The organism is Roseateles subflavus, from assembly GCF_030285365.1.
GTDB lineage: Bacteria > Pseudomonadota > Gammaproteobacteria > Burkholderiales > Burkholderiaceae_C > Roseateles_B > Roseateles_B subflavus.
Window position 1 is genome coordinate 792,647 of the sequence record NZ_JASVDS010000001.1, and the last position, 23,482, is coordinate 816,128.

13 protein-coding genes are annotated in these 23,482 nt (G+C 70.9%); 5 read left to right on the forward strand and 8 right to left on the reverse strand.

Features of this window, described 5'->3' with window-relative positions:
- Positions 1-45: 45 nt before the first annotated feature.
- The 6 genes from mnmA to QRD43_RS03690 form a co-directional block, all read right to left on the reverse strand.
- Entirely contained in the window at positions 46-1,251 is a 1,206-nt protein-coding gene (mnmA, locus tag QRD43_RS03665) for a tRNA 2-thiouridine(34) synthase MnmA (RefSeq protein ID WP_285981114.1), read from the reverse strand.
- Positions 1,252-1,311: 60 nt separating this feature from the next.
- Positions 1,312-4,224 carry a bifunctional diguanylate cyclase/phosphodiesterase gene (locus QRD43_RS03670; RefSeq protein ID WP_285981115.1) on the reverse strand — a complete coding sequence of 971 codons (2,913 nt, stop codon included), beginning with the start codon at positions 4,222-4,224 and terminating at the stop codon, positions 1,312-1,314.
- Between the two features lie 254 nt (positions 4,225-4,478).
- Entirely contained in the window at positions 4,479-4,991 is a 513-nt protein-coding gene (locus QRD43_RS03675; protein ID WP_285981116.1) for an NUDIX hydrolase, read from the reverse strand.
- A gap of 25 nt (positions 4,992-5,016) precedes the next feature.
- Positions 5,017-6,132, reverse strand: a complete 1,116-nt coding sequence (locus QRD43_RS03680; RefSeq protein WP_285981117.1) for a response regulator — start codon at positions 6,130-6,132, stop codon at positions 5,017-5,019.
- A 13-nt stretch (positions 6,133-6,145) separates the two neighbouring features.
- Positions 6,146-10,030: a response regulator gene (locus tag QRD43_RS03685; RefSeq protein ID WP_285981118.1), complete on the reverse strand. Its 3,885-nt coding sequence runs from the start codon at positions 10,028-10,030 to the stop codon at positions 6,146-6,148.
- A 6-nt stretch (positions 10,031-10,036) separates the two neighbouring features.
- The gene (locus QRD43_RS03690) at positions 10,037-11,041 is read right to left on the reverse strand and encodes an ABC transporter substrate-binding protein (RefSeq protein WP_285981119.1); all 1,005 of its coding nucleotides are present in this window, start codon (positions 11,039-11,041) and stop codon (positions 10,037-10,039) included.
- Between the two features lie 379 nt (positions 11,042-11,420).
- On the opposite strand from QRD43_RS03690, the gene QRD43_RS03695 reads away from it, so the two are divergent.
- The 4 genes from QRD43_RS03695 (at position 11,421) to QRD43_RS03710 (ending at position 16,383) form a co-directional block, all read left to right on the forward strand.
- Positions 11,421-12,536, forward strand: coding sequence for a Re/Si-specific NAD(P)(+) transhydrogenase subunit alpha (locus tag QRD43_RS03695; RefSeq protein ID WP_285981120.1), 1,116 nt, complete (start codon positions 11,421-11,423; stop codon positions 12,534-12,536).
- Positions 12,537-12,563: 27 nt separating this feature from the next.
- Positions 12,564-12,875, forward strand: coding sequence for an NAD(P) transhydrogenase subunit alpha part 2 (locus QRD43_RS03700; RefSeq protein ID WP_285981121.1), 312 nt, complete (start codon positions 12,564-12,566; stop codon positions 12,873-12,875).
- Positions 12,876-12,960: 85 nt separating this feature from the next.
- The gene (locus tag QRD43_RS03705) at positions 12,961-14,385 is read left to right on the forward strand and encodes an NAD(P)(+) transhydrogenase (Re/Si-specific) subunit beta (protein WP_285981122.1); all 1,425 of its coding nucleotides are present in this window, start codon (positions 12,961-12,963) and stop codon (positions 14,383-14,385) included.
- A gap of 18 nt (positions 14,386-14,403) precedes the next feature.
- Positions 14,404-16,383 (forward strand): sensor histidine kinase, encoded by a 1,980-nt coding sequence (locus QRD43_RS03710; RefSeq protein ID WP_285981123.1) that lies wholly within the window; start codon positions 14,404-14,406, stop codon positions 16,381-16,383.
- A gap of 17 nt (positions 16,384-16,400) precedes the next feature.
- On the opposite strand, the gene QRD43_RS03715 is transcribed toward QRD43_RS03710, so the two are convergent.
- Positions 16,401-17,411 (reverse strand): HD domain-containing phosphohydrolase, encoded by a 1,011-nt coding sequence (locus QRD43_RS03715; protein ID WP_285981124.1) that lies wholly within the window; start codon positions 17,409-17,411, stop codon positions 16,401-16,403.
- Positions 17,412-17,413: 2 nt separating this feature from the next.
- Positions 17,414-21,424, reverse strand: coding sequence for a CHASE domain-containing hybrid sensor histidine kinase/response regulator (locus QRD43_RS03720; RefSeq protein ID WP_285981125.1), 4,011 nt, complete (start codon positions 21,422-21,424; stop codon positions 17,414-17,416).
- A 342-nt stretch (positions 21,425-21,766) separates the two neighbouring features.
- On the opposite strand from QRD43_RS03720, the gene QRD43_RS03725 reads away from it, so the two are divergent.
- Complete coding sequence (locus QRD43_RS03725) at positions 21,767-23,440, forward strand: long-chain-fatty-acid--CoA ligase (protein ID WP_285981126.1); 1,674 nt, start codon at positions 21,767-21,769, stop codon at positions 23,438-23,440.
- The last annotated feature ends 42 nt before the right edge of the window (positions 23,441-23,482 follow it).

Consider the following 23,482-nt stretch of genomic DNA (forward strand, 5'->3'; position numbering starts at 1 on the left):
GATCACGTGCCGGGCGTCATGGCCCGGGCATTCACCGATCGTGGCTCAGGGCATGGCTTCGGCGATGACGCCGCCGCCCAGGCAGACCTCGCCATCGTAGAGCACGGCGCTCTGACCCGGCGTCACCGCCCACTGCGCCTGCGGGAAGTCCAGGCGGAAGTGGCCGGCGGACGGGTGCTCGGGCGTGAAGGCGCAGGCGGCGTCGGCCTGGCGGTAGCGCGTCTTGGCGCCAAAGCCGCCGAAGGCCGGCGCGGCGCCGCACCAGGACAGGTCCTCGGCGACGAGGCTGCGGTACTGCAGCAGCGGATGCTCATGGCCCTGCACGACGACGAGCGTGTTGGTCTCGAGGTCCTTGCGGGCGACGAACCACGGCGCGTGCTCGCCGCCGCCGCGCGGTGCGCCCTTCTCCTTGATGCCGCCGATCCCGAGGCCCTGGCGCTGGCCCAGCGTGTAGAAGGACAGGCCGACGTGCTCGCCGAGCTTGCGGCCGCGCTCGTCCTTGATGGGCCCGGGCTGGTGCGAGAGATAGCGGTTGAGGAACTCGCGGAAGGGCCGCTCGCCGATGAAGCAGATGCCGGTGGAGTCCTTCTTCTTCGCATTGGGCAGGCCGATCTCCTCGGCGATGCGCCGCACCTCCGTCTTGGGCAGCTCGCCCACGGGGAACAGCGTCTTGGCCAGCTGGTGCTGCTGCAGGCGGTGCAGGAAGTAGCTCTGGTCCTTGAGCGGATCGAGGCCCTTGAGGAGCTGGTAGACCCCCCCGTCGCTGCGCTCCTGCTCCCCGAGGGGACCCTCGCCCGCCTGGGACGGCCCGGCGCCGGCCCGGCCCTCCACCCGTCGCACCCGCGCGTAATGCCCGGTGGCGATCTTCTCGGCGCCGCGTGCCATGGCGTGGTCCAGGAAGGCCTTGAACTTGATCTCGGCATTGCACAGCACGTCGGGGTTGGGCGTGCGGCCGGCCTGGTACTCGCGCAGGAAGGCGGCGAAGACGCGGTCCTTGTAGTCCGCCGCGAAGTTGACGTGCTCGATCTCGATGCCGATGACGTCGGCCACCGAGGCCGCGTCGAGGAAGTCCTGGCGCGAGGAGCAGTACTCGTCGTTGTCGTCGTCTTCCCAGTTCTTCATGAAGATGCCGATGACCTCATGGCCGGCTTTCTTCAGCAGGTAGGCGGACACGGCGGAATCGACGCCACCGGACAGGCCGATGACGATGCGCTGCTTCGCAGCGGACGGGGACAGCGGGGACGAACTCATGCCCCGATTGTCCCAAATGCCGGCCGGTCTGCCCGCGCGGGGGCATTGCGGGCCGGCCCGTCAGCTCGCCACGGCGACACCCTGGCGGGCCTGACGCTCGAAGCTGGCCTGGTCCGTCGGCCGGCCGAAGAGGTAGCCCTGGAAGCGCTTGCAGCCGATGCGCAGCAGGGCGTCGCGCTGCTCGGGCGTCTCCACGCCCTCGGCGATCACCTGCAGCCCGAAGGTCTGCCCCAGCGCCACGACGGTGCGGGCGATGACGGCGCTGTTGGGGTCGCCGAGCATGTCGTTGACGAAGCTGCGGTCGATCTTGAGCTCTTCCAGCGGCAGGCGGCGCAGGTAGTTCAGCGAGGAGTAGCCGGTGCCGAAGTCGTCCAGCGAGAAGCCCACGCCCGCGTCGCGCAGCGCCTGCATCTTGGCGATCGTGTCCTCGACGTTCTCCGCCAGCAGCGACTCGGTCAGCTCCAGCGTCAGGCGCCGCGGATCGGCGCCATGGCGCTGGATGGTCTTCAGCACGTCGGTCACGAACTGCGGATCGCGCAGCTGCAGGGCGCTGACGTTCACCGACAGGTTCAGCGCCTGGCAGCCCGGCAGTGTCGCCCAGCTGGCCAGGGTCCGGCAGGCGGCGTCGAGCACCCAGCTGCCCAGCTCCAGCACGAAGCCGCACTGCTCCGCGACGGGAATGAAGACGCCGGGCGCCACGAGCCCGCGGTCAGGGTGCTGCCAGCGCAGCAGCGCCTCGGCGCCGAGCAGCTGGCCGCTGTCGTCCACCTGCGGCTGGAAGTGCAGCTGCAGTTGCTGCCGTGCGATGGCCTGGCGCAGCTCCGACTCCAGCGCCGCGCGCGTGGCCAGCACGGCCTGCAGCTCGGCGTCATAGAAGCGGAAGGTGTTCTTGCCCTGGGACTTGGCCTGGTACATGGCCGTGTCGGCGTGCGCCATCAGCTCGCCGGCGCCGAGCAGGTTGTCGCCGAACAGCGTGATCCCGATGCTCGGGGTGGTGTGCTGCTCGCGCTCCTGCAGGCGGAAGGACTGCTCGAAGCCGGCCAGGATCTTGCGCGCCACCATCTCGGCATGGCTGGCCGCGGCCTCGCGCGTGTCCCCGAGGCTCTCGAGCATGATGACGAACTCGTCGCCGCCCAGACGTGCCACGGTATCGCCCTCGCGCACCGAGTCGCTCAGGCGGTGCGCCACCTGCACCAGCATGCGATCGCCGAAGTCATGGCCCCAGGTGTCGTTGAGCAGCTTGAACTCGTCCAGGTCGATGAAGAGGAGCGCGCCGAGCTGGCCGCGGCGGGCGGCGCTCAGCACGGCCCGCTGGAGGCGGTCCAGCAGCAGGCGGCGGTTGGGCAGCTCGGTCAGCTGGTCGAAGAAGGCCAGGCGCTGGATCTCGGCCGCGGCGGCGCGGCGCTGGGTGATGTCGCGCACCATGCCGATGTAGACGCGCTCGCCTTCGCGTTCGATCTCGTTGACGGCCAGGCTCATCGGGAACTGCTCGCCGTTCTTGCGCAGGCCCTCGACCTCGACGTCACGGTCGCGGCCGATCACCTGGCGGATGCCGGTGCGGGCGTAGCTGGCGAGGTAGCCGTCGTGGGCCTGCGCATAGGGGGCGGGCATCAGCATCTTGATGTTGCGGCCGATCACCTCGTCGGCCTCGTAGCCGAAGATCGCGCTGGCTGAGCGGTTGACGCTGAGCACCAGCCCCTGGCGGTCGATGGTGATGATGCCGTCGACCACGTTGTCCAGGATGGCCTGGGTGTGCTGCGCGGCTTCCAGCAGCGCATCGCGCGCATTCACGGCCAGCGTGATGTCGCGGGAGAGCACGATCAGCCGCGGCGCCTGCCCCGGCTCCTGCTGGCAACGCGTGGCGTGCAGCTCGAAGTGGCGCCGGCCGACCGGCAGGTCCAGCGTGATGCGCTGGCCACCGGCGCTGCCCTGGGCCAGCGCCTGGGCCATGGTCTGCATCACCGTGGCGGCCGCCTCGGCCGGCAGGACCTCGCTCACGAGGCGGCCGATGAAGTCGCCCGCGGGGGCGGCCAGCAGCTCGCTGGGCGGGGAGTGGTAGCTGAGGTAGCGGCCTTGGGCGTCCATTTCGAAGACCAGGTCCGGCACGGTCGCCAGCGTGGCCTGCAGCTGCTGGCGCACCTGCTCCAGCTCCATGTAGGGGCGCTGCACGGCCTCCATGAAGACGGCCCGGTGCAGGAAGAGGTAGGCGATGACCTTGTAGACGTGGCCGGCCAGGTTGAGCACGTCGGTGACGCTGGCGTAGAGCGTGAAGAAGAGCTCGCTCATCGCCATGCCGAGCACGGCGCCGAGCAGCGCCGCGGCATGGAAGGGCGTGGGCCCGCGCATGCGCCACAGCAGCAGCAGGGCGGTGCCCAGGAGCATGGCGACCAGCAGGTACTCCATGCGGATCTTGAGCGGGGTCAGGCCTTGCCCCGCGATGAAGGTGCGGGGCAGGAGCTCGGGGTGGACGAGAACGACCCAGTGCACCAGCCCCACGCACAGCAGCACGGCCACCAGCAGCGCCCGGCGGCGCGCCCGCGGCAGCGGTGCCTGCCAGGGCAGCGCGACCATCCACAGCAGGCCGAGGACGGCCATCAGCCGGGCGCCCAGCCAGAAGTCGATGGCCTTTTCGGGGCCCGCCGGCGTCACGTAGTCCGGCATGCCGGAGTAGGACAGCAGGTGCGAGAAATCGAGAAGGGCCACGCCGGCGAAGGCGCAGGCCAGCACACACACATTGGCCGGCACCTGGCCCAGGCGGCTGCCCCAGGCCAGGCTGAAGATCAGGGCCGAGACGATGATGGACAGCGTCTCCAGCAGCGCATGCAGCGGCGCATAGGACCCGAGCCCCTGCAACGCCTGCGGCACGGGCAACCACCAGCACAGCAGGAGCGCGCCCAGCAGCAGACCCTGCCACGGCAGGAGCCGGGCCAGGTCGGCGCGGTGGCTGGGATCGAGACGGTCGAGGGCTCGCAAGACAGCGGGGCCGGCGGCGGGCGGAGGGGCGCTGCCCGACGGCAGAGGGGGCCCCTGTCGGCTAGACGCGGCACGCGATGGCGGCCGCTCGCCCGTGGCAACGGTTCAGGTTGGAGACTGCGGCTGATGCTAGCACCGGGCCTGCGCGGTGCCTGTGCAATGCCGCACACCGTCGGCGTCTGGCGACAGGCAAGAGGGCTGGATTGCAGAGGGGCGAAGGATGGCGGGTGCGCGCTTGATGTGCATCAAGCGCATCACGCCGGACCGGCGGGGTAGCGCTCGGGGTGCCAGAGGCTCTCGGCGCAATGCAGAAGCGACAGCGGATGCCGTTGCCCGGCCTGGTGGTCCTGCACGCATTGCCAGACCAGGGCCGAGCGGGTGCGGCCCTCGCGGTCGGCCGCGTGGATCTCGTCGGCGTCCAGCCACAGCCAGCGCACGATGCCGTCGTCCAGCGCAAGCCCGGGCAGCGGCGCGCCCACCTCGCCGATGAAGGCCATGCGCAGGTAGGTGACGTCCTCGCCCGAGGCCGGCCGCTGGAAGCGGGCCATGTAGAGCCCCAGCAGCGCCTGCACCGACAGCGCGTGGGCCGTTTCCTCGCGCACCTCGCGCACGACGGCTTCCAGCGGGGATTCGCCCTGTTCGAGGTGCCCCGCGGGCTGGTTGATGCGCAGGCCCTCGGGCGTCTGTTCCTCGACCATCAGGTAGCGGCCGCCGTGCGGGATCACGGCGGCGACGGTGACACTGGGCTTGAAGCGGGGCAGGGACATGGCGGGATCGGGCGGCGGGCCGGGGTCAGGCGAGGTCTTCCGGGTCGGCGAAGCGCAGGGCGATGGCCAGGAAGTCCTGCTCCACGGCGAGGAAGGCGTCGATCACGTCCGGGTCGAAATGGCTGCCGCGCCCCTGGCGCATGATGGCCAGCGCCTCGGCGTGCGGCATCGGGGGCTTGTAGACGCGGCGGCTGATGAGCGCATCGTAGACGTCCGCCACGGCCATCAGCCGCGCGGAGGCCGGGATGTCCTCGCCGGCCAGCCCCAGCGGATAGCCGCTGCCGTCCCACTTCTCCTGGTGGGCGTGGGCGATCTCCTTGGCGAAGCGCAGGAAGGGCATGTCCAGCCCCAGTGCCTGCTCGGCACGCAGGATGGCCTCGTAGCCGAGCGTGGTGTGGGTCTTCATCACCTCGAATTCCTCGGGCGTCAGCCGGCCGGGCTTGAGGAGGATGTGGTCCGGGATGCCGACCTTGCCGATGTCGTGCAGGGGGGCCGACTTGAACAGCAGCCGGATGCTGGCGTCGTCCAGCAGTCGGGCGAAGCGTGGATGGCTCCTGAGCTGCTCGGCCAGGCGCTGGACGTAGTGCTGCGTGCGGCGCAGGTGGTTGCCGGTCTCGTTGTCGCGCGTCTCGCCCAGCGAGGCCAGCGCCAGCACGGTGACGTCCTGCAGCGCCTCGACCTCCCGGGTGCGCCGGGCGACCTCGCTCTCGAGGAAGGTGCTCTTGTCGCGCAGGAAGTCCGCGGCGGCCTTCAGGCTCAGGTGGGTGCGCAGGCGGGCCAGGACGATGGGGGGGCTGATGGGCTTGGTGATGTAGTCCACGGCCCCGAGCGACAGGCCGAGCGTCTCGTCCGCCACGTCCGCCCGCGCGGTGAGAAAGATGATGGGGATGTCGCGCGTGGCCGGGTCGGCCTGCAGGCGGCGGCAGACCTCGTAGCCGTCCATGCCCGGCATCATCACGTCCAGCAGGATCAGGTCGGGCACCCATGCGCCGTGGGCGAGGCTCAGCGCCCGCTCGCCGGTCGGCGCCACCAGGACGCGGTAGTGCTCGCGCAGCAGGCCGTGCATGAGGCTGAGGTTCTCGGGCGTGTCGTCCACGACCAGCACGGTGGCTTGCGCGGTGTTCGGTTGAAGCAGGTCCATGGGGCGCTCGCGGTCAGGAGGTCGGCAGGCGCGGGCGCAGCAGCTGCAGCGCCTCGTCGAAGGCATAGCGCTGCACGGCCGCGGCGCAGGGCTCGTATTGCTCAGCCAGCTGCTCGCGGAGCAGGTCGGCGTGGGCGTCGAACTCGTCCACCGCCTCGGGGAAGCCGCCGTCCAGCAGGCCCGCCAGGCGCGGCCCGATGTCCCGCCAGCGGGTGTCCTCGCCGGGCACGGCCTCGGCCAGGTCCAGCGGCCGCAGCAGCTCGCCGAGGCGCGGCAGCAGCGTGGCCAGCGTCTCGTGCAGCGCGTCCACGGCGGGGCCGGCCTGCGCGGGATCGTCGCGCAGGGTCGATTCGGCGGCGGCGGCCTGCGCCTGCAGCAGCAGGGCGCCGAGATTGGCCGCCACGCCCTTGAGCGTGTGGGCACCGCGCTGGGCGCGTTCGAGGTCGCCCGCCTGCCAGGCTGCCCGGATGTCCTCGCCCGCCCCGGCCTGGCTGTGTGCGAAGCGGTGCAGCAGCCGCAGGTACAGCGAGGTCTTGCCCGAGGTGCGCCGCCAGCCCTGCTCGACGTCCAGCCCTGGCACCAGGCGCAGCTGCTCCATCAGCTGCTCGGCCGTCGGCTCGGGGACGGCGTAGAGCTGGGCATCGGGCGGCGTGGCCAGGCTGGGCAGCGGCACCTCGCCGACCTGCGCCCAGCGCAGCACGTGCTCGTAGAGCAGGGCCGGCTCGATGGGCTTGGGCAGGAAGTCGTTCATGCCGACGGCCATGCAGCGCTGCCGGTCCGCGGGCAGCACGTTGGCCGTCATGGCGACGATGGGCAGATGTTCGAAGCCGGGCAGGGCGCGGATGGCCTGCGTGGCGGCGGGGCCGTCCATCACGGGCATGTGCAGGTCCATGAGCACGAGCGCATAGGGCCGCGCCTGCACTGCAGCGACGGCCTGCGCGCCATCGCTGCAGACGTCCACGTTCAGGCCGGCATCGCGCAGCAGCTCGCCGGCGATCTGCTGGTTGATGTCGTTGTCGTCCACCACCAGCACGCGGGCACCGCGCAGCCGCTGCAGGTCCGGCATGGACGGCACCGCCACGCTCGGGGGGGAGGCGGTCCACTGCAGCGGCGCGGGACGACCCTGCAGCACCTGCATGAGGTGGTCCACCAGCACGGAGGCATTGAGCGGCTTGACCATCACGGCGGCGAAGTGCTCGGACAGCGCCTGCTGCAGCGCCTCCTCGCGGCCGAAGCCCGTGACCAGCATCATCGGCGGCAGGTGCTGCAGCCCGAGCTGGCGCAGGCGGCGGCCGGTCTCGAGGCCGTCCATCTCGGGCATCTGCCAGTCGAGCAGGATCAGATCGAAGGGCCGGCCCTCGGCCTCCGCCGCGGCCGCGGACCGCAGGGCGGCCGCACCGCCGGGCACGGCCACGACCTCGAAGCCGAGGCTGTCCAGCACGTCGACCAGCACGGCGCGGGCGGAGTCGTTGTCATCCGCCACGAGCACGCGGCGGCCGCGCAGCGCCACGGGCGGCGGGCGGTCCTCGGCCGGCGTGGCCGCCTTGCGCAGCTGCACGGTGCACCAGAACGTGGAGCCCTGGCCCGGCACGCTCGAGACGCCCGAGTCCCCGCCCATCAGCCCCGCCAGGCGCCGCACGATGGCCAGGCCGAGGCCGGTGCCGCCGTACTGCCGGCTGGTGGAGTTGTCGGCCTGGTGGAAGCTCTGGAACAGCTGGGCCTGCTCGGCCGGCCCGATGCCGATGCCGGTGTCCTGCACCTCGAAGCGCAGGCAGACCGTGTCGTCCTGCTCCCAGCTCTTGCGCACCCGCAGCGCGATCTCGCCGCGCTGCGTGAACTTGACGGCGTTGTTGCCGTAGTTGATGAGGATCTGGCCCAGCCGCAGCGGGTCCCCGACCAGGTGCTCGGGCACGTCGCGCCCGACGTCGAAGATCAGCTCCAGCCCCTTGGCCGCCGCCTTGCCCGCCACCAGGGTCGCGAAGTGGTCCAGCACGCTGCTCAGGTGGAACTCGATGCGCTCCAGGCTCATCTTGTTCGCCTCGATCTTCGAGAAGTCGAGGATGTCGTTGATGATGCCCAGCAGGTGGTTGGAGGAGAGCTGGATCTTGTCGAGGTAGTCCCGCTGCTTCGCGTCCAGCGACGTCTTGAGCGCCAGGTGCGTCATGCCGATGATCGCGTTCATGGGCGTGCGGATCTCGTGGCTCATGTTCGCGAGGAAGCTGCTCTTGGCCTGGCTCGCGTGGTCCGCCTGCTCCTTGGCCTGGCGCAGGGCCTCGGCCGCCTCGTGCTCGGCCGTCACGTCCTCGATCATGGCGATGAGGTTGGCGGACTGGGCGTCCCCCTCGAAGCGCCGCGCCGAGATGCGGGCCCAGAAGCGCTGGCCGTCCCGGCGCAGGAACTGCTGCTCGCGCTGGTGCAGGCGGCCGGCGGCGATGTCCGTGTAGAGCTCCCAGCCCAGGCGCTCGTAGCCCTCCTCGTCGGGGAACCAGACGCGCGTGGGCTGCCCCGGCAGCGTGCCGGGCTCCCAGCCGAAGATCTCCTCGAGGCGCTGGTTGCAGCGCACCACGCGGCGATCCTTGAGCAGCACGATGCCGATGGTCGCCGTGTCGAAGATGGCCTGCAGCTCGCGCGAGGTGTTCTCGAGGCGGTGCCGCTCGATCTCCAGGGCGGCGGCCGTCTCGCGCAGCTTGGCGGTGCGCTGCGCGACCTGGGCCTCCAGGTGCTGGTTGAGCTCGCGGATCTCGGCCTCGGCGCGGTGCCGCTCGGAGATGTCGCGCAGGATGACGGTGTAGAGGTGCTCCTGTCCCAGCTTGAGGTGCGAGATGGAGGCCTCGACGGGGAACTCGCGGCCGTCCAGTCTCAGGGCGTGGAGGACGGCCTGCTTGCCGGTGATGCGGGTCTCGCTGGCGCTCTCGCCGAACCGGAGAACCCGCTCGGCGTGCCCGGCCCGTGAGCGCTCGGGGATGAGCTCCTCGATGCAGCGGCCCTCCAGGGTGCCAACCTCGGCCCCGAACATGCGGGCGGCCGCGGCGTTTGCCCCGATGATCTGCTGCCGCTCGTCGATGGTGATGATGGCGTCCATCGCCGCCTCGACGATGCCGCGCAGCCGGGCGCGGCTGGTGGCCAGGGCTTCGCGGCTCTCGTGGATCTGTGCGGCCATGGCGTTGAAGCTGCGCGCCAGACGCGCAATCTCCTGCGGGCCCTGCTCCGGCACCGGGTGGTCCAGGCTGCCAGTGCGCGCGAGCTCGGCGCTGGCCTCCTCCAGCCGCTGCAGCGGCCGCGTGACCGCCCAGCGCAGCACGAAGCCCAGACCCAGCATCAGCGCCAGGGCCACCGCGAGCTGGGGCAGCAGGTGGGCGGCGGCGTCGTGCTCGGCCTGCGCCAGGTCTCGCTCCAGATCGAAGGACAGCAGCACGATGCCGCGCCGGAGGTCCCGCAGCCGGCCCAGGTCCCGGTTGTACGCGAAGGGCATCATCACGCTCATCGTGCGCCCGCTGGCGTCCAGGTGGACGTCCGGCACGGTGTTCATCAGCACCCGCCGGAAACGCTCGGGGTCGAAGCCGGGCGCCAGGTTGGCGGCCGGTGCGCCCTGCCAGGCCAGGCGATGGGCCAGCAGGATGCGGGCCTCGCCATCCAGGATCAGCAGTTGCGCCACCCGCGGGTCGGTGGTCGTGGCGCTGACGTCCGTGGCCACATGTCCCGGCCGCTCGGTCAGGTCCTGCTGCGCGGCGCGGGCCATCTCCTCGGCTCGCCAGAGCAGGTCATGCCGGGCACGGTCCCGGACCTGCTCGGCGCCACGGCTGCGTTCGTCGAAAAAGGCGAGCGTCAGGGCCAGCACCAGCACGCTCAGCACCGCGAGGGGCAGGGTGTTGCGAAGCTTGCCGCCGGCCTGCGTCATCGCGGTTCAGTCCTCGGGCAGGAACCGGGGGTCCAGCCACTGGTTCATGGAGGGCGGCGTGGCCATCAGCCCCTGGTCGAGCAGCAGCCGCACGAGCTGCCGGGCGCTGCGCGCGAGCGACCCTTCGGGGGCCAGCATCTCCCGGTTGCGGGCGGCGTCCGGGAGGATCAGGCCCTGGAACGCCGCGGCCACCTCCTCGGGACGCAGCGACAGCCGCGGCGCCATGAGGCGCGCTGCGTCCTGTGGCTGCTGGCGCAGGTGATGCAGCGCGGCGAAATGCCCGCGCAGCAGGGCGCGCAGGGCCTCCGGCCGTCCCTGGATGGCCTCGGCGCGGACGGCCAGCACATCGACGATGCGGTCGGGGATCGAGCGGCTGTCGAAGAGCCGGCGCGCGCCCTGCTTCTCCAGCAGGCTGGCCCAGGGCTCGGCGGTCACCACGGCATCCACCGCGCCGCTGCGGTACAGCTCGACGCTGCGGTCCAGCGACATGGGCACCTTGCGGACCTCGGGCAGCGCCAGGCCGGCGGCGCTCAGGGCGGCGCCGAGCATCAGCGCCCCGCTGGCGGAGTCCTCGGTGCCGATGCGCTGCCCCGCGAGCGCACGCAGGTCGCCGAGGCCGGGGCGGGCCATCAGGGCATCGGCGCCGGCCGAGCTGTCGAGCACGGCGATCACGCGCAGGTCGAGACCGTTGCCGCGGGCGGTCAGCAGCTCGTCCAGCGTGAGGCAGGCCGCCTCCAGCTGCGCGGTGGCGAGGGCGTGCAGGGTGTCGGTGTTGTTGCGCATCTCGATGAGGCGCACGCGCGAGGGGGGCAGGAGGCCGAGCTCGCGAGCCAGCACGATGAGCTCGTAGCCGGGAAAGACGATGCAGCCCACGCGCAGGAGGGGCGGCGGCGGCTGGCACCCCGCCAACATCGAGGCGCCCACCAGGGAGGCCAGCGCCGCCCCGCCGCGTCGCAGGCAATGGCGACGCGTGCAGGCGTTGTCGGGGTGGCGCGGAAAGGCTCGGACCATGTGCCGTCGAGGGCGCGAAGAATGCCCGCTGACGACTCTAGCATCTGGCCTGGTGATGCGCAGCACCGCGGAGGGCCAGTTCTTGCCTGGCGTCACGGCCCGCGTGCAGGGTCCCATCGACTGTGGCGTCGATGATGCACAAGGCTGCCTTGTCCCGTGGCGAAGCGAGACGCCCCCGGCCCGATGGCCCCGGTGCCGCGCGGTGGCCCGGCGGCCGTCGCTGCCTTGCGCGCCGGTCCGTTCCTGGGAGAAACCCGCGCTTAGGGGCATCGCCCTATGTCATCAAGCGCATGTAAGCTCGCCGCAAGTCTTGCCGATCCCGATCTGCAGGCCGCGCGGCCCCCGGCCGGCCGGCCCGCCTTCCCACAGGAGAAGTTCGATGCTGATTGCAGTGCCGCAGGAGACCGCGGCGGGAGAGTCCCGTGTCGCGGCCACGCCGGAGACCGTGAAGAAGCTGGTGGCCCAGGGCCACCGTGTGCAGGTGCAGCAGGGCGCCGGCCTTCGGGCCAGCGTGACGGACGAGGCCTATGCCGCGGCCGGGGCGGAGCTGGTCGCGCGCGAGCAGGCCTATGCCGCCGAGATGCTGCTCAAGGTGCGTGCGCCGGGGCCCGAGGAGCTGGCGCTCGTGAGGCCCGGCACCGTGCTGGTGGGCATGCTGAACCCCTTCGACCGCGAGGGCCTGCAGCGCCTGGCCGATGCCCGCGTCACCGCCTTCGCGCTGGAGGCCGCCCCGCGGACCACGCGCGCCCAGAGCATGGACGTGCTGTCCAGCCAGGCCAATGTGGCGGGCTACAAGGCCGTGATGATCGCGGCGGACCGCTACCAGCGCTTCTTCCCCATGCTCATGACGGCGGCTGGCACGGTCAAGGCCGCGCGCGTGGTGGTGCTGGGCGTCGGCGTGGCCGGGCTGCAGGCCATCGCCACGGCCAAGCGCCTGGGCGCGGTGATCGAGGCGTCCGACGTGCGACCCTCGGTGAAGGAACAGGTCGAGTCGCTCGGCGCCAAGTTCATCGACGTCCCCTACGAGACGGCCGAGGAAAAGGAAGCCGCCGAGGGCGTGGGCGGCTATGCGCGGCCCATGCCGCCGAGCTGGCTGGAGCGACAGAAGCTCGAGGTCGCCAAGCGCGTGGCGCAGGCGGACGTGGTCATCACCACCGCGCTGATCCCCGGCCGTGCTGCGCCGGTGCTGGTCACCGAGGAGATGGTGAAGTCGATGAAGGCCGGCTCGGTGATCGTGGACCTGGCGGCACCCGCCGGCGGCAACTGCCCGCTGACGGAGCCCGGCCAGACGGTCGTGAAGCATGGCGTGACGCTGGTGGGCGAGACCAATCTGCCGTCCCTCGTGGCGGCTGACGCCTCGGCGCTCTACGCCCGCAATGTGCTGGACTTCCTCAAGCTGGTCTGCACCCAGGAGGCCGCCTTCCAGATCCCGGCCGATGACGACATCGTCACCGCCTGCCTCGTCGCGCGCGACGGGCAGGTCACCCGGGCCTGAGTCCGCATCGATCGAGAGGAAACCGCCATGGAAGCCATCGACCACACCGTCATCAATCTCATCATCTTCGTGCTGGCCATCTACGTGGGCTACCACGTGGTCTGGACCGTCACGCCGGCCCTGCACACGCCGCTGATGGCCGTCACGAATGCCATCTCGGCCATCGTCATCGTCGGGGCCATGCTGGCCGCGGCGCTCACGCGCACCGACATGGGCAAGGTGCTCGGCACCCTGGCCGTCGCGCTGGCGGCGGTCAACGTCTTCGGCGGCTTCCTCGTCACGCGGCGCATGCTGGAGATGTTCAAGAAGAAGTCGCCCGCCAAGAAGGAGGCCAAGTGATGAGCCATTCCAGCAATGTTTCGACGCCGGCTGACGGGCCGGTGGGCCAGTGCTGCGAAGCGGCCGCCGCCAAGGAGGGCCAGGCATGAGCATGAACCTCGTCACGCTGCTGTACCTGGTGGCCAGCGTCTGCTTCATCCAGGCCCTGAAGGGGCTGTCGCATCCGACCACCTCCATCCGCGGCAACGTCTTCGGCATGGTCGGCATGGCCATCGCCGCCGGCACCACGGCGGCACTGATCGTCAAGCTGGCGCAGGGCGACGCCTTCGGGCTGAGTTATGTGCTGCTGGGCCTGCTCGTCGGCGGCGGCACGGGCGCCTTCATGGCGCAGCGGGTCGAGATGACCAAGATGCCCGAGCTGGTGGCGTTCATGCACAGCATGATCGGCCTGGCCGCCGTCTGCATCGCCGCGGCCGCGGTGCTGGAGCCGGCCGCCTTCAGCATCGCCGACGCGGCCGGGCGCATTCCCGGCGGCAACCGCATCGAGCTGGGCCTCGGGGCCTTCATCGGCGCGATCACCTTCAGCGGCTCGGTGATCGCCTTCGGCAAGCTCAGCGGCAAGTACAAGTTCCGCCTCTTCCAGGGCGCGCCGGTGACCTTCCCCGGCCAGCACTGGCTGAACCTCGGGCTGGGCCTGGCCTCGCTGTTCTTCATCGTCGGCTTCTGGCACTCGCAAAGCTGGCTGGACTTCGGCCTGGTGCTGGCCCTGGGCTTCGTGCTGGGCGTGCTGCTCATCATCCCGATCGGCGGTGCGGACATGCCCGTCGTGGTGTCCATGCTCAACAGCTACTCCGGCTGGGCGGCGGCGGGCATCGGCTTCTCGCTCAACAACAGCATGCTGATCATCGCGGGCTCGCTGGTGGGCAGCTCGGGCGCGATCCTGAGCTACATCATGTGCAAGGCGATGAACCGCTCGTTCTTCAACGTGATCCTGGGCGGCTTCGGCGGCGATGCCTCGGCGGCCGCGGCCGGCGGCGCGGTGCAGCGCTCGGTCAAGAGCGGCAGCGCGGACGACGCCGCCTTCATCATGGGCAATGCCGAGAGCGTGATCATCGTGCCCGGCTACGGCCTGGCGGTGGCGCGCGCCCAGCATGCGGTGAAGGAGCTGGCGGCCAAGCTCACCGAGAAGGGCGTGAGCGTCAAGTACGCCATCCACCCCGTGGCCGGTCGCATGCCCGGCCACATGAACGTGCTGCTGGCCGAGGCCGAGGTGCCCTATGACCAGGTCTTCGAGATGGAGGACATCAATGCCGAGTTCGGGCAGGCCGATGTCGCCATCATCCTGGGCGCGAACGACGTGGTGAACCCGGCCGCCCACCAGAAGGGAAGTCCCATCTACGGCATGCCGATTCTGGAGGCCTACAAGGCCAAGACCGTGATCGTCAACAAGCGGTCCATGGCCGCGGGCTACGCGGGGCTGGACAATGAGCTCTTCTACATGGACAAGACGCTCATGGTGTTCGGCGACGCGAAGAAGGTCGTCGAGGACATGGTGAAGGCGATCGAATAGCGACGATGGAACCCATTCATGGCTGAGCCCGGCACCCCGCCGCGGGGGGTGACGCGGACGGGCCGCCTGCGCGCGCTGCTGCTCGGCGTGCTCCTGCCATTGCTGGCCCTGCTGGGTCTGCATATGCTGTCCCTGCACCTCGGGCCGCTGAACATGCCGCAGGTGATTCGCCTGGTGGACGGCCAGTGGTTGGAGGACCGCCAGGGCGACCCGCCCCTGCTGCCCGGGCAGGCCATGCCCGAGAAGGCCGAGGCGATGCAGCTGCCGGACCTGCGTGTCGAAGGCAGCGAGCCCGGCTGGTACCTGCTGGATTTCAAGCTGGCCGAGGCCGTCCACGAGCCCTGGCTGGTGGCCTTCACGCACAGTCCGGAACTCAATCTCTACCTCGACGGCAAGCTGCTCGCGCGCTCCCAGCAGGGCCTGGAGCTGGAGCCCATGTACCGCGGCCTGCGGCTGGGCAGCAGCGGCGTGCTCATCAACGTGCCGCCGGCGATGCTGGAGGCGGGCGAGCACCGCCTCGCGCTGCACCTGGGGGCCACGGGCGAGCAGATGGGCACGATGTCCGTCGTCCAGATGGGGCCGGCGACCCAGATGCGCCAGCTGCAGAAGGCGCGCGACTTCTGGCAGACCGCCCGCCTGCTGACGGCGCTCAGCGCGGCGCTGCTGGGCCTCTTCCTGCTGCTCGTGTGGCTGGCGCTGCGCCAGGAGTGGGTGTACGGGATCACAGGGGTCTACGCGCTCAGCGCGGCGCTGCTGCTCCTGCCCTACCTCAGCGTGGCGCCGGTGCCGCTGCCCTGGTGGCGCATGATCCTCGACGCGGCGGACATCCTCGCCCGCGGCCTGATGCTGCTGCTGGTGGTGCAGTGGTTTGCGCCGGGGGACTCCTGGGGCCGCCGCCTGGCGCTCGGCTTCATGGCCGTGGCACTGCCGCTGGACCTCTGGGCCGCCTACACCGGCTCCTCGTGGGGGGCCTTCGAGAACCTCTGGCCCTGGTGGGCGCTGGGCAGTCGCGGCATCGTCATGGTGGGGGCCTGGGGCGTGGTGCTGCGGGCGGCGGTGCGCAGCGGCCTGGCCTCGCACAGCCTGGCGGCGGCCAGCCTCGGCCTGGCCTTCTTCTGCTGGGCCTATGTGGGCTACTTCGCGCTGATCGACGAGGGCACCTTCCCGCTGGTGGACATCAACGTCGCCGGCTATGCGGCCGTCGTCGGGATGGCGGGCTATGTGCTGCAGCGCCGCTTCGTGTCCTCGCTGCGCGCGCAGGCGCGTTCGCGGCAGGCCCTGGAGGAGGCGCTGGCGGCCCGCAGCCGCGAGCTCGAGGCCCGTTACCAGGACCTGCAGCGCAGCGAGCAGCTGCGCGTGGCGGCCCAGGAGCGGGAGCGCCTGCTGCAGGAGATGCATGACGGCCTGGGGTCGCAACTGCTGATGGCCAAGCTCGGCGCGCGCCAGGGCATGGACACCGACACCCTCGTGGCCCTGCTGGACGACTGCATCGCCGAGATGCGCCTGACCATCGACGCGATGACCGTGGACGACGGCGACCTCGGCCTGCTGCTGGCCAACGTCCGCCACCGGCTGCAGGACCGCCTTCGCTCGGCCGGGCTGCAGCTGGAATGGCAGCTCCAGGACACGCCGCACCTGCCGCGCCTGATGGGGGCGCAGGGCCGGGATCTCGTGCGCATCGTGCAGGAGGCGCTCAGCAACGTGCTGCATCATGCGCAGGCGTCGCGCGTGCGCTTCGCCACGCGCGTGGTGGACGACGGCGGGACCGTGCTGCTGAGCATCGGCGACGACGGCAAGGGGCTGCGCCGCCATGCACGCGAAGGCCAGGGGCTCAAGGGCATGCGCAAGCGGGCCGAGCGCATCGGCGCCCAGATCAGCTGGCGCGAGGTGGACCCGGGCAGCGAGCGGCCGGGCTGCGAGGTGCAGCTGCGGATCCCCGTGGCGCCGCGCGCCACCGCAGCCCCGGCGGAAGGCGACCCGGCGGACCGCCGGACCTGAGCGGGGCGCCGGGCGGCTCAGGCCACCAGCGGCGGCAGCACCGGCGAGCTCTGCTGCTGCCAGCGGCGGTGGATGTCCACCAGCTTCGGCGCCAGCGTCAGGAAGATGCCCGCCAGGTGCGGGTCGAACTGCCGGCCCTGCTGCTCCGCGATGTGGGCCAGTGCCTGCTCCGCCGGCCACGGCTCCTTGTAGGCGCGCTTCATGGTGAGGGCGTCGTAGACATCGGCGATGGCCACGATGCGCGCGGACTCCGGAATCGCCGTGCCCGCGATGCCGTGCGGGTAGCCGCTGCCGTCCCACTTCTCGTGGTGGTTCAGCGCGATCTCGGCGGCCATCTGGAACACCGGCGCGGCGCTCTTGGAGAGGATCTCGTGCCCCATCTGCGGATGCTGGCGCATCACGGCCCATTCCGCCTCGTCCAGCGGACCGGGCTTGGCCAGGATGGTCGTGGGCACGCCGATCTTGCCGGTGTCGTGCAGCGGCGCCGCGAGCTCCATCAGGCGGCAGCTCTCCACGCTCCAGCCGGCCGCGCGGGCCAGTTCGGCGGAGTAGGCCGCCATGCGCCAGACATGCGCGCCGGTGTCGTGGTCGTTGAAGTGCCCGGCCTCGCTGAGCATGAAGATGGCGTCGCGGTGGCTGCGCTCCAGGCGGCTGTGCTTGACGAGCGAGAGGTGCGTCTGCACCCGTGCCCGTACCACCAGCGGCGAGATTGGCTTCACGATGAAGTCCACGCCGCCGGCCTCGAAGCCCCGGGCCTCGTCGCCCACGTCCGAGAGACTGGTGACGAAGATGACCGGCAGGTACTCGGTCGCCGGATTGGCCTTGATGGCGCGGCAGACCTCGTAGCCGTCCATGCCCGGCATGCGGATGTCCAGCAGCACCAGGGACGGCTTGTGCCGGGCGATCGCCTCCAGCGCGCTGCCGCCGTCGCGGGCGTAGATGAGCTTGTGCACGGCGCCCAGCGCGAGGCGCATGGCGTCCAGATTGATGGGCTCGTCGTCGACGACCAGGATGGGTCCTTGCGGCATGTTCAGCTCTCCCTTTCCAGAACGGGGCCGCGGCTGGCGGCATCGAAGATGAGACGGGCGCCCCGGAAGTCGTAGCTCGCCAGGCAGCGGTCCAGTGCCGCGAGCAGCTCGGGGTTCAGATGGCCCTGGCACTGCGACAGCGCCTGGGCGAGGCGGTCGTAGTCGTCACTCTCGAGGGCCTCGCGGAGCTGGTCGGCGTCCTGCACGCCCGCCGGTTCGGACCGGACCGGGCGCGAGGGCGCGGCCGTGGCGTCGGCGAGTTCCTCGATCAGGTCGAAGGCCTGCCGGAGCGCCTGTCGCAGTGTCTGCAGCGGGGGCTGGGTCGGCGCGGCGGCGGCGGCGGCCTGCTCCAGCCCCGCGGCCGCGGCGGCCAGCTGCTCCAGCCCGAGCAGGGCCGCGGCGCCGCGCAGCTTGTGGGCAAAGGCGCCGCGCGCGTCGGCGTCCGGGGGCAGCTCCTCGAGGCTGTGGCGGTAGCTGGTGGCGAAGCGCAGCAGCGCGGCGTGCCAGGTCGCCTCGTCACCCAGCGACTGCAGGCCGCGGGCGCGGTTCAGCAGCGGCACGCCGGATGTCGCGGCGGCCGACGCCGGCTGCGAGGCCAGGCGCTCACCCGGCTCCAGGGCCTGGCGGATGGCCGCGACCAGCTCATCGGCGGTGTAGGGCTTGGCGACGAAGCCGTTGACGCCCACTGCCAGCGCCCGTTCGCGCTGTTCCTTGAAGGCGCCCGCACTCAGCGCCAGGACCGGCAGCCGGGCCAGCCGCGGGTGGCGTCGCAAGGCGCGCGTGGCACCGTAGCCGTCCAGCACCGGCATCTGCATGTCCATCAGCACGATGTCCACGCCGTCCTGGCTCTCGAGCAGCTGCAGAGCCGCCTGGCCGTCCTCGGCCTGCAGCGCCTGCGCGCCCTCGCGCTCCAACATGCGGGCGGCCACCTCGCGGTTGATGTCGCTGTCATCCACGACCAGCACGCGCCGGCCCTGCAGCCGCGGTGCGCCGTCCGGGTCCTGCGAGACGAACTCGAAGCGACCGCGGTGCCCCTGGGCGGCCAGCACGGCGTCATAGAGGCTGGAGGCGGTGACGGGCTTGGTGAGCACGGCGTCGACCAGTGCCTCGGTGTCCTGGCCGCGCAGCTCGCTGCGGTCGTAGGCCGTGACCATCACGATGATGGGCCAGTGCCGTCCCGGGGCGGCCGCGCCCTGGGGGCCGTGCTGCGCGCGGATGCGCCTTGCGGTCTCCAGGCCGTCGAGGCCGGGCATCCGCCAGTCGAGCACCAGGACGTCGTAGGCGCTGTCCTCGGCCTCCTCCAGGCTGGCCAGCGCCGCCTCGCCGGACTCGACGGTGCGGGCGCGCCAGCCCAGGCCCTGCGCGGTCTGGCGCAGCACCTGGCGGGCGAGCTCGTGGTCATCGGCGATCAGCACGGACAGGCCTGCGCCGGTGGGCCGCGCGGGCGTGTCGGCATCGGCGCAGGGCAGATGCAGCTCGAAGCTGAACTCGCTGCCTTGGCCGGGCTCGCTCTGCACCGTCAGCGTGCCGCCCATCAGGCGCACCAGCCGGGAGCTGATCGCCAGGCCGAGGCCCGTGCCGCCGTAGCTGCGCGTGGTGGAGTTGTCGGCCTGGTTGAAGGCCTCGAAGATCACGGCCTGCTTGTCCTTTGGAATGCCGATGCCGGTGTCACGCACGCTGAAGCGCAGGTGGCGCGGCCCGCAGTCTCCGGCCCAGGGCTCGTCCAGCCGCTGCACGCTCAGCACCACCTCGCCGGACGGCGTGAACTTGAGGGCGTTGCTCAGCAGGTTGGTCAGGATCTGGCCCAGGCGCATGGCGTCGCCGACCAGCTCGCCCGCGCCGGGCGGCGGCGCGCCGATCAGCAGCTCCACCGGCTTGGCCCCCAGCATGGGCGCCATGAGGGAGGCGAGGTTGTCCAGCACGTCCGCCAGCCGGAAGGGGGCCTGCTCCAGCTCCAGGCGCTCGGCCTCGATCTTGCTGAAGTCCAGGACGTCGTTGACGATGCCCAGCAGACCCTTGCCGGCGCCGTGGATCTTGCCGACCATGTCGCCCGCCTCGCCACCCAGCTGCTGCCGCTGCAGCAGGTAGGCCAGGCCCAGGATGGCGTTGAGCGGTGTGCGGATCTCGTGGCTCATGTTGGACAGGAAGGCCGATTTCGCCAGGTTGGCCTGCTCGGCGGCCACCACCGCGTCCTGCAGCTGGGCGGTGCGCTTGAGCACGAGGCTTTCCAGGTCGCTGTTGAGCTCCTGCACGCGCAGCTTGGCCTCGACCTCGGCGCTGATGTCGAGGTTGGTCCCCACGACCTGCACCGGCTGGCCCTGACGGTCCCGCTCCAGGATAGCCGCCGCCTTGATCCAGCGCACGCCGCCGCTGTCCAGCATCACCCGGAAGACCGGGGTGTAGGTGCCCTCGCCGCGGACGAGCTGCTGCAGCTGCCGCTCGGCCTCGGGCAGGTCCTGCGGGTGCACGTGGCTGCGCCAGTACTCGTAGAACAGGCCATGCTGCCGCTCCTCGGGCGGCAGCTCGTAGAGCTCGCACATGCGCTCGTCCCAGAACAGCTGGTTGTCGCCCAGCTGCCAGATCCAGATGCCGATGCCGGCGGCGTCCACGGCGAGGCGGAAGCGGGCGTCGTGCCGGCGCTCCTCGGTGACGTCGCGTGCCGTCTTGGCCGCGCCGATCACCCGGCCGTCGGCGCCGCGCACGGGCGAGACCGTCACCGTCACGTCGATCAGGCGCCCGTCGCGGCGCCGGCGCACGGTGTCGAAGAGGGGCACGACCTGACCCCGCGCGATGGTCTCGAGGATGCGCTGCTCCTCATCCAGCAGCTCGTCGGGGACGACCAGCTCGGACATGGAGCGGCCGAGCGCCTGCTGGGCGCTGTAGCCGAAGATGCGCTCGGCGGCGGGGTTCCAGCTGATCACCCGGCCCTGCAGGTCCTTGCCGACGATGGCGTCATTGGAGCCTTCGATGATGGCCGCCAGGCGCTCCATCCCGGCCTGCGCCAGACGCCGCCGGTGCAGGGCCAGCAGGCCCACGTGCAGCAGCAGCGCGAGCAGGGCGCTGGCCAGGAGCACCAGCACGGCGGCCCGGCCGGGGGTCAGGGCGCCGGCCTCCGGCAGGAAGGCGGGCGTGATGCCGGTGTCCACCTGCCAGGAGCGCCCGTAGATGCTGAGGCTGCGCTGCAGTTGCGGGCCGTCGGGCAGCGCCTGCCCAAACCCGGCCGAGGCGAAGAGCGGCGGGGCGCCGACCTCCTGGCCGGCATCGCGGATGCGCAGCACCATGCCCCGGGGCACGGCGCCCAGGCGCTGCAGGACTTCGTCCATCGCCAGCGGGCAGTAGGCCAGGGCGAAGGCGGCGGCCCGGCGCTCGGCGACGGTGCCCACCGGGCGACCCTGGCCGTAGATGGGCAGCAGGAAGAGCATGCCCTGGTCCGTCTTGCCGCTGGCCTGCACCAGGGTGATCGGCTGCGAGAGGACGGCCCGGCCGCTGTCGATGGCCTGCAGGGCGGCGTCGCGCCGGTGCGGCTCCGAGGCGATGTCCAGGCCGATGGCCGCCGTGTTGCCTTCGATGGGCTCGAGGTACTGGATCACCAGGCGGTCGCCGTCATGCGGCGCGATCTGCCGGATGGCGAAGCCGTGCCAGCCGTCGGCATTGGCCGTGCTCAGGAAGGCATCCTCGCCGTCCCGGGGCACCTTGCGGATCACGCCGAAACCGCGGGCGCCGGGGAACTCGTGCTCCAGGTCGCGCGACGCCATGTAGTGACGGAAGCGTTCGCGGCTGATGAGTTCCGGGCCGGTGGTGATCACGGCCCCGCGCGCCCCGCGCAGGCCGAATTCGTAGGTGCGGATGCGCTCCTGCAGGGAGTCCAGCACCGTGTCGGTGGCGGCTGCGAGACGCTGCTCCAGCTGCATCCGCTGGTCCCGGTACAGGCGCTGGCCCACCGCGGCCGCCAGCACGGCGCCCAGCGCAACCACGAGCAAAGGGCCGGCCAGGCCGGCATGCCAAGGTTTCATCGCTCAGTCCTGCATCTGCAGGTGCCCGGGCAGGCGCCTCGCGGTGCCGTCCCGTCACACCGGAACCAAGTTGCTCGGATTGGCCGCTGCCACTCCCCGTGAGCTCCGGCGCGCCTGCTGCAAGGGCAGCCGCTGCTCGGCTCTGGACCATCCGAGCCGCCAGGGTAGCGTGCCGCCCGGCCCTTGTCTTGATGCCCTTGTGACATTTTTTGCAGCTGATACTGCGATCGCTGACACCCCCTTCGGGGCGATTTGGGGTTTCTCTCTAGTTTCGCTATCGAATCCCCTGATCGCGCACCCGTGCGCCTCGGGGAGAATCGGCCCGAAGAATTGGAGACAACAATGGAGAAACCCTGGCTGAAAAGCTATCCGGCGGGCGTCCCCGCTGACATCCACGCGGAGCAGTACGCCTCGCTGGTCGAGCTGATGGACGCGGCGTTCAAGAAGTACCCGGACCGGCCAGCCTACACGCTGATGGGCCGCACCCTCAGCTTCGCCCAGATCGACGATGCCTCCCGTGCAATGGCCGCCTATCTGCAGGGCCTGGGCCTCGAGAAGGGCGATCGCGTCGCGATCATGATGCCCAACGTCCCGCAGTACCCCGTGGCCGTGGCCGCCGTGCTGCGTGCGGGCTATGTGGTGGTGAACGTCAACCCGCTGTACACCCCGCGCGAGCTGGAGCACCAGCTCAAGGATGCCGGCGCCCGCGCCATCATCATCATCGAGAACTTCGCCGCCACGCTGCAGCAGGTGATCAACAACGTGCCCACCAAGCACGTCGTGCTCTGCGCCATGGGTGACATGCTCGGCTTCCCCAAGGGCCTGATCGTCAACTACGTGGTGCGCAAGGTGAAGAAGCTGGTGCCGGCCTTCGAGCTGCCCCAGGCCGTGCGCTTCAACGACGCCCTGAGCCGCGGCCGCGGTCAGGCGTACAAGGCGCCCAAGGTGGCCTCCTCCGACATCGCCGTGCTGCAGTACACCGGCGGCACGACGGGCGTCAGCAAGGGTGCCGTGCTGCTGCACCGCAACCTTGTGGCCAACGTGATGCAGGCCGAGGCCTGGTACCAGCCGGCCCTGAAGAAGGTGCCGCAGGGCGAGCAGGTGGTGTCCATCTGCGCGCTGCCGCTGTACCACATCTTCGGCTTCACCACGAACATGATGCTGTCCATGCACATGGGCGGCTGCAATGTGCTGATTCCCAATCCGCGCGACCTCCCGGCGGTGTTCAAGGAGCTTTCGAAGCACCGCTTCCATAGCCTGCCGGCAGTGAACACGCTCTTCATGGCCATGGCCAATCACAAGGAATTCAACACGGTGGACTGGAGCCACCTGGTGATCTCCGTTGGCGGCGGCATGGCGGTGCAGCAGGCGACGGCCAAGCTGTGGCTCGAGAAGACCGGCTGCCCGATCTGCGAGGGCTACGGCCTCTCGGAGACCTCGCCCGTGGCGAGCTGCAACCCGACGGATTCCAAGTCCTACACCGGCACCATCGGCCTGCCCGTGCCCGGCACCGAGATGAAGCTGCTGGACGACGACGGCCAGGACGTGCCTTTCGGCGGCACCGGCGAGATCGCCATCAAGGGCCCGCAGGTCATGGCCGGCTACTGGCAGCGCCCGGACGAGACGGCCAAGGTCATGACGCCGGATGGCTTCTTCCGCACCGGTGACGTCGGCCAGATGGACGAACGTGGTTATTTCAAGATCGTCGACCGCAAGAAGGACATGATCCTGGTCAGCGGCTTCAACGTGTACCCGAACGAGGTCGAGGACGTCATCACCCAGATGCCCGGCGTGCTCGAGTGCGCAGCCGTCGGCATCCCGGACGAGAAGGCGGGCGAGGCGGTCAAGGTGGTGATCGTGCGCAAGGACCCCAACGTCAGCGAAGCCGACGTGCGGGCCTTCTGCGAGGCCAACCTGACGGGCTACAAGCGCCCGAAGATCGTGGAGTTCCGGACCGAGCTGCCCAAGACGCCGGTCGGCAAGATCCTTCGTCGGGAATTGCGCGACAAAAAGTAGCACTTTCCCGACGGCCGGCCCTTGGCGCAGCGCGTAAGCTCG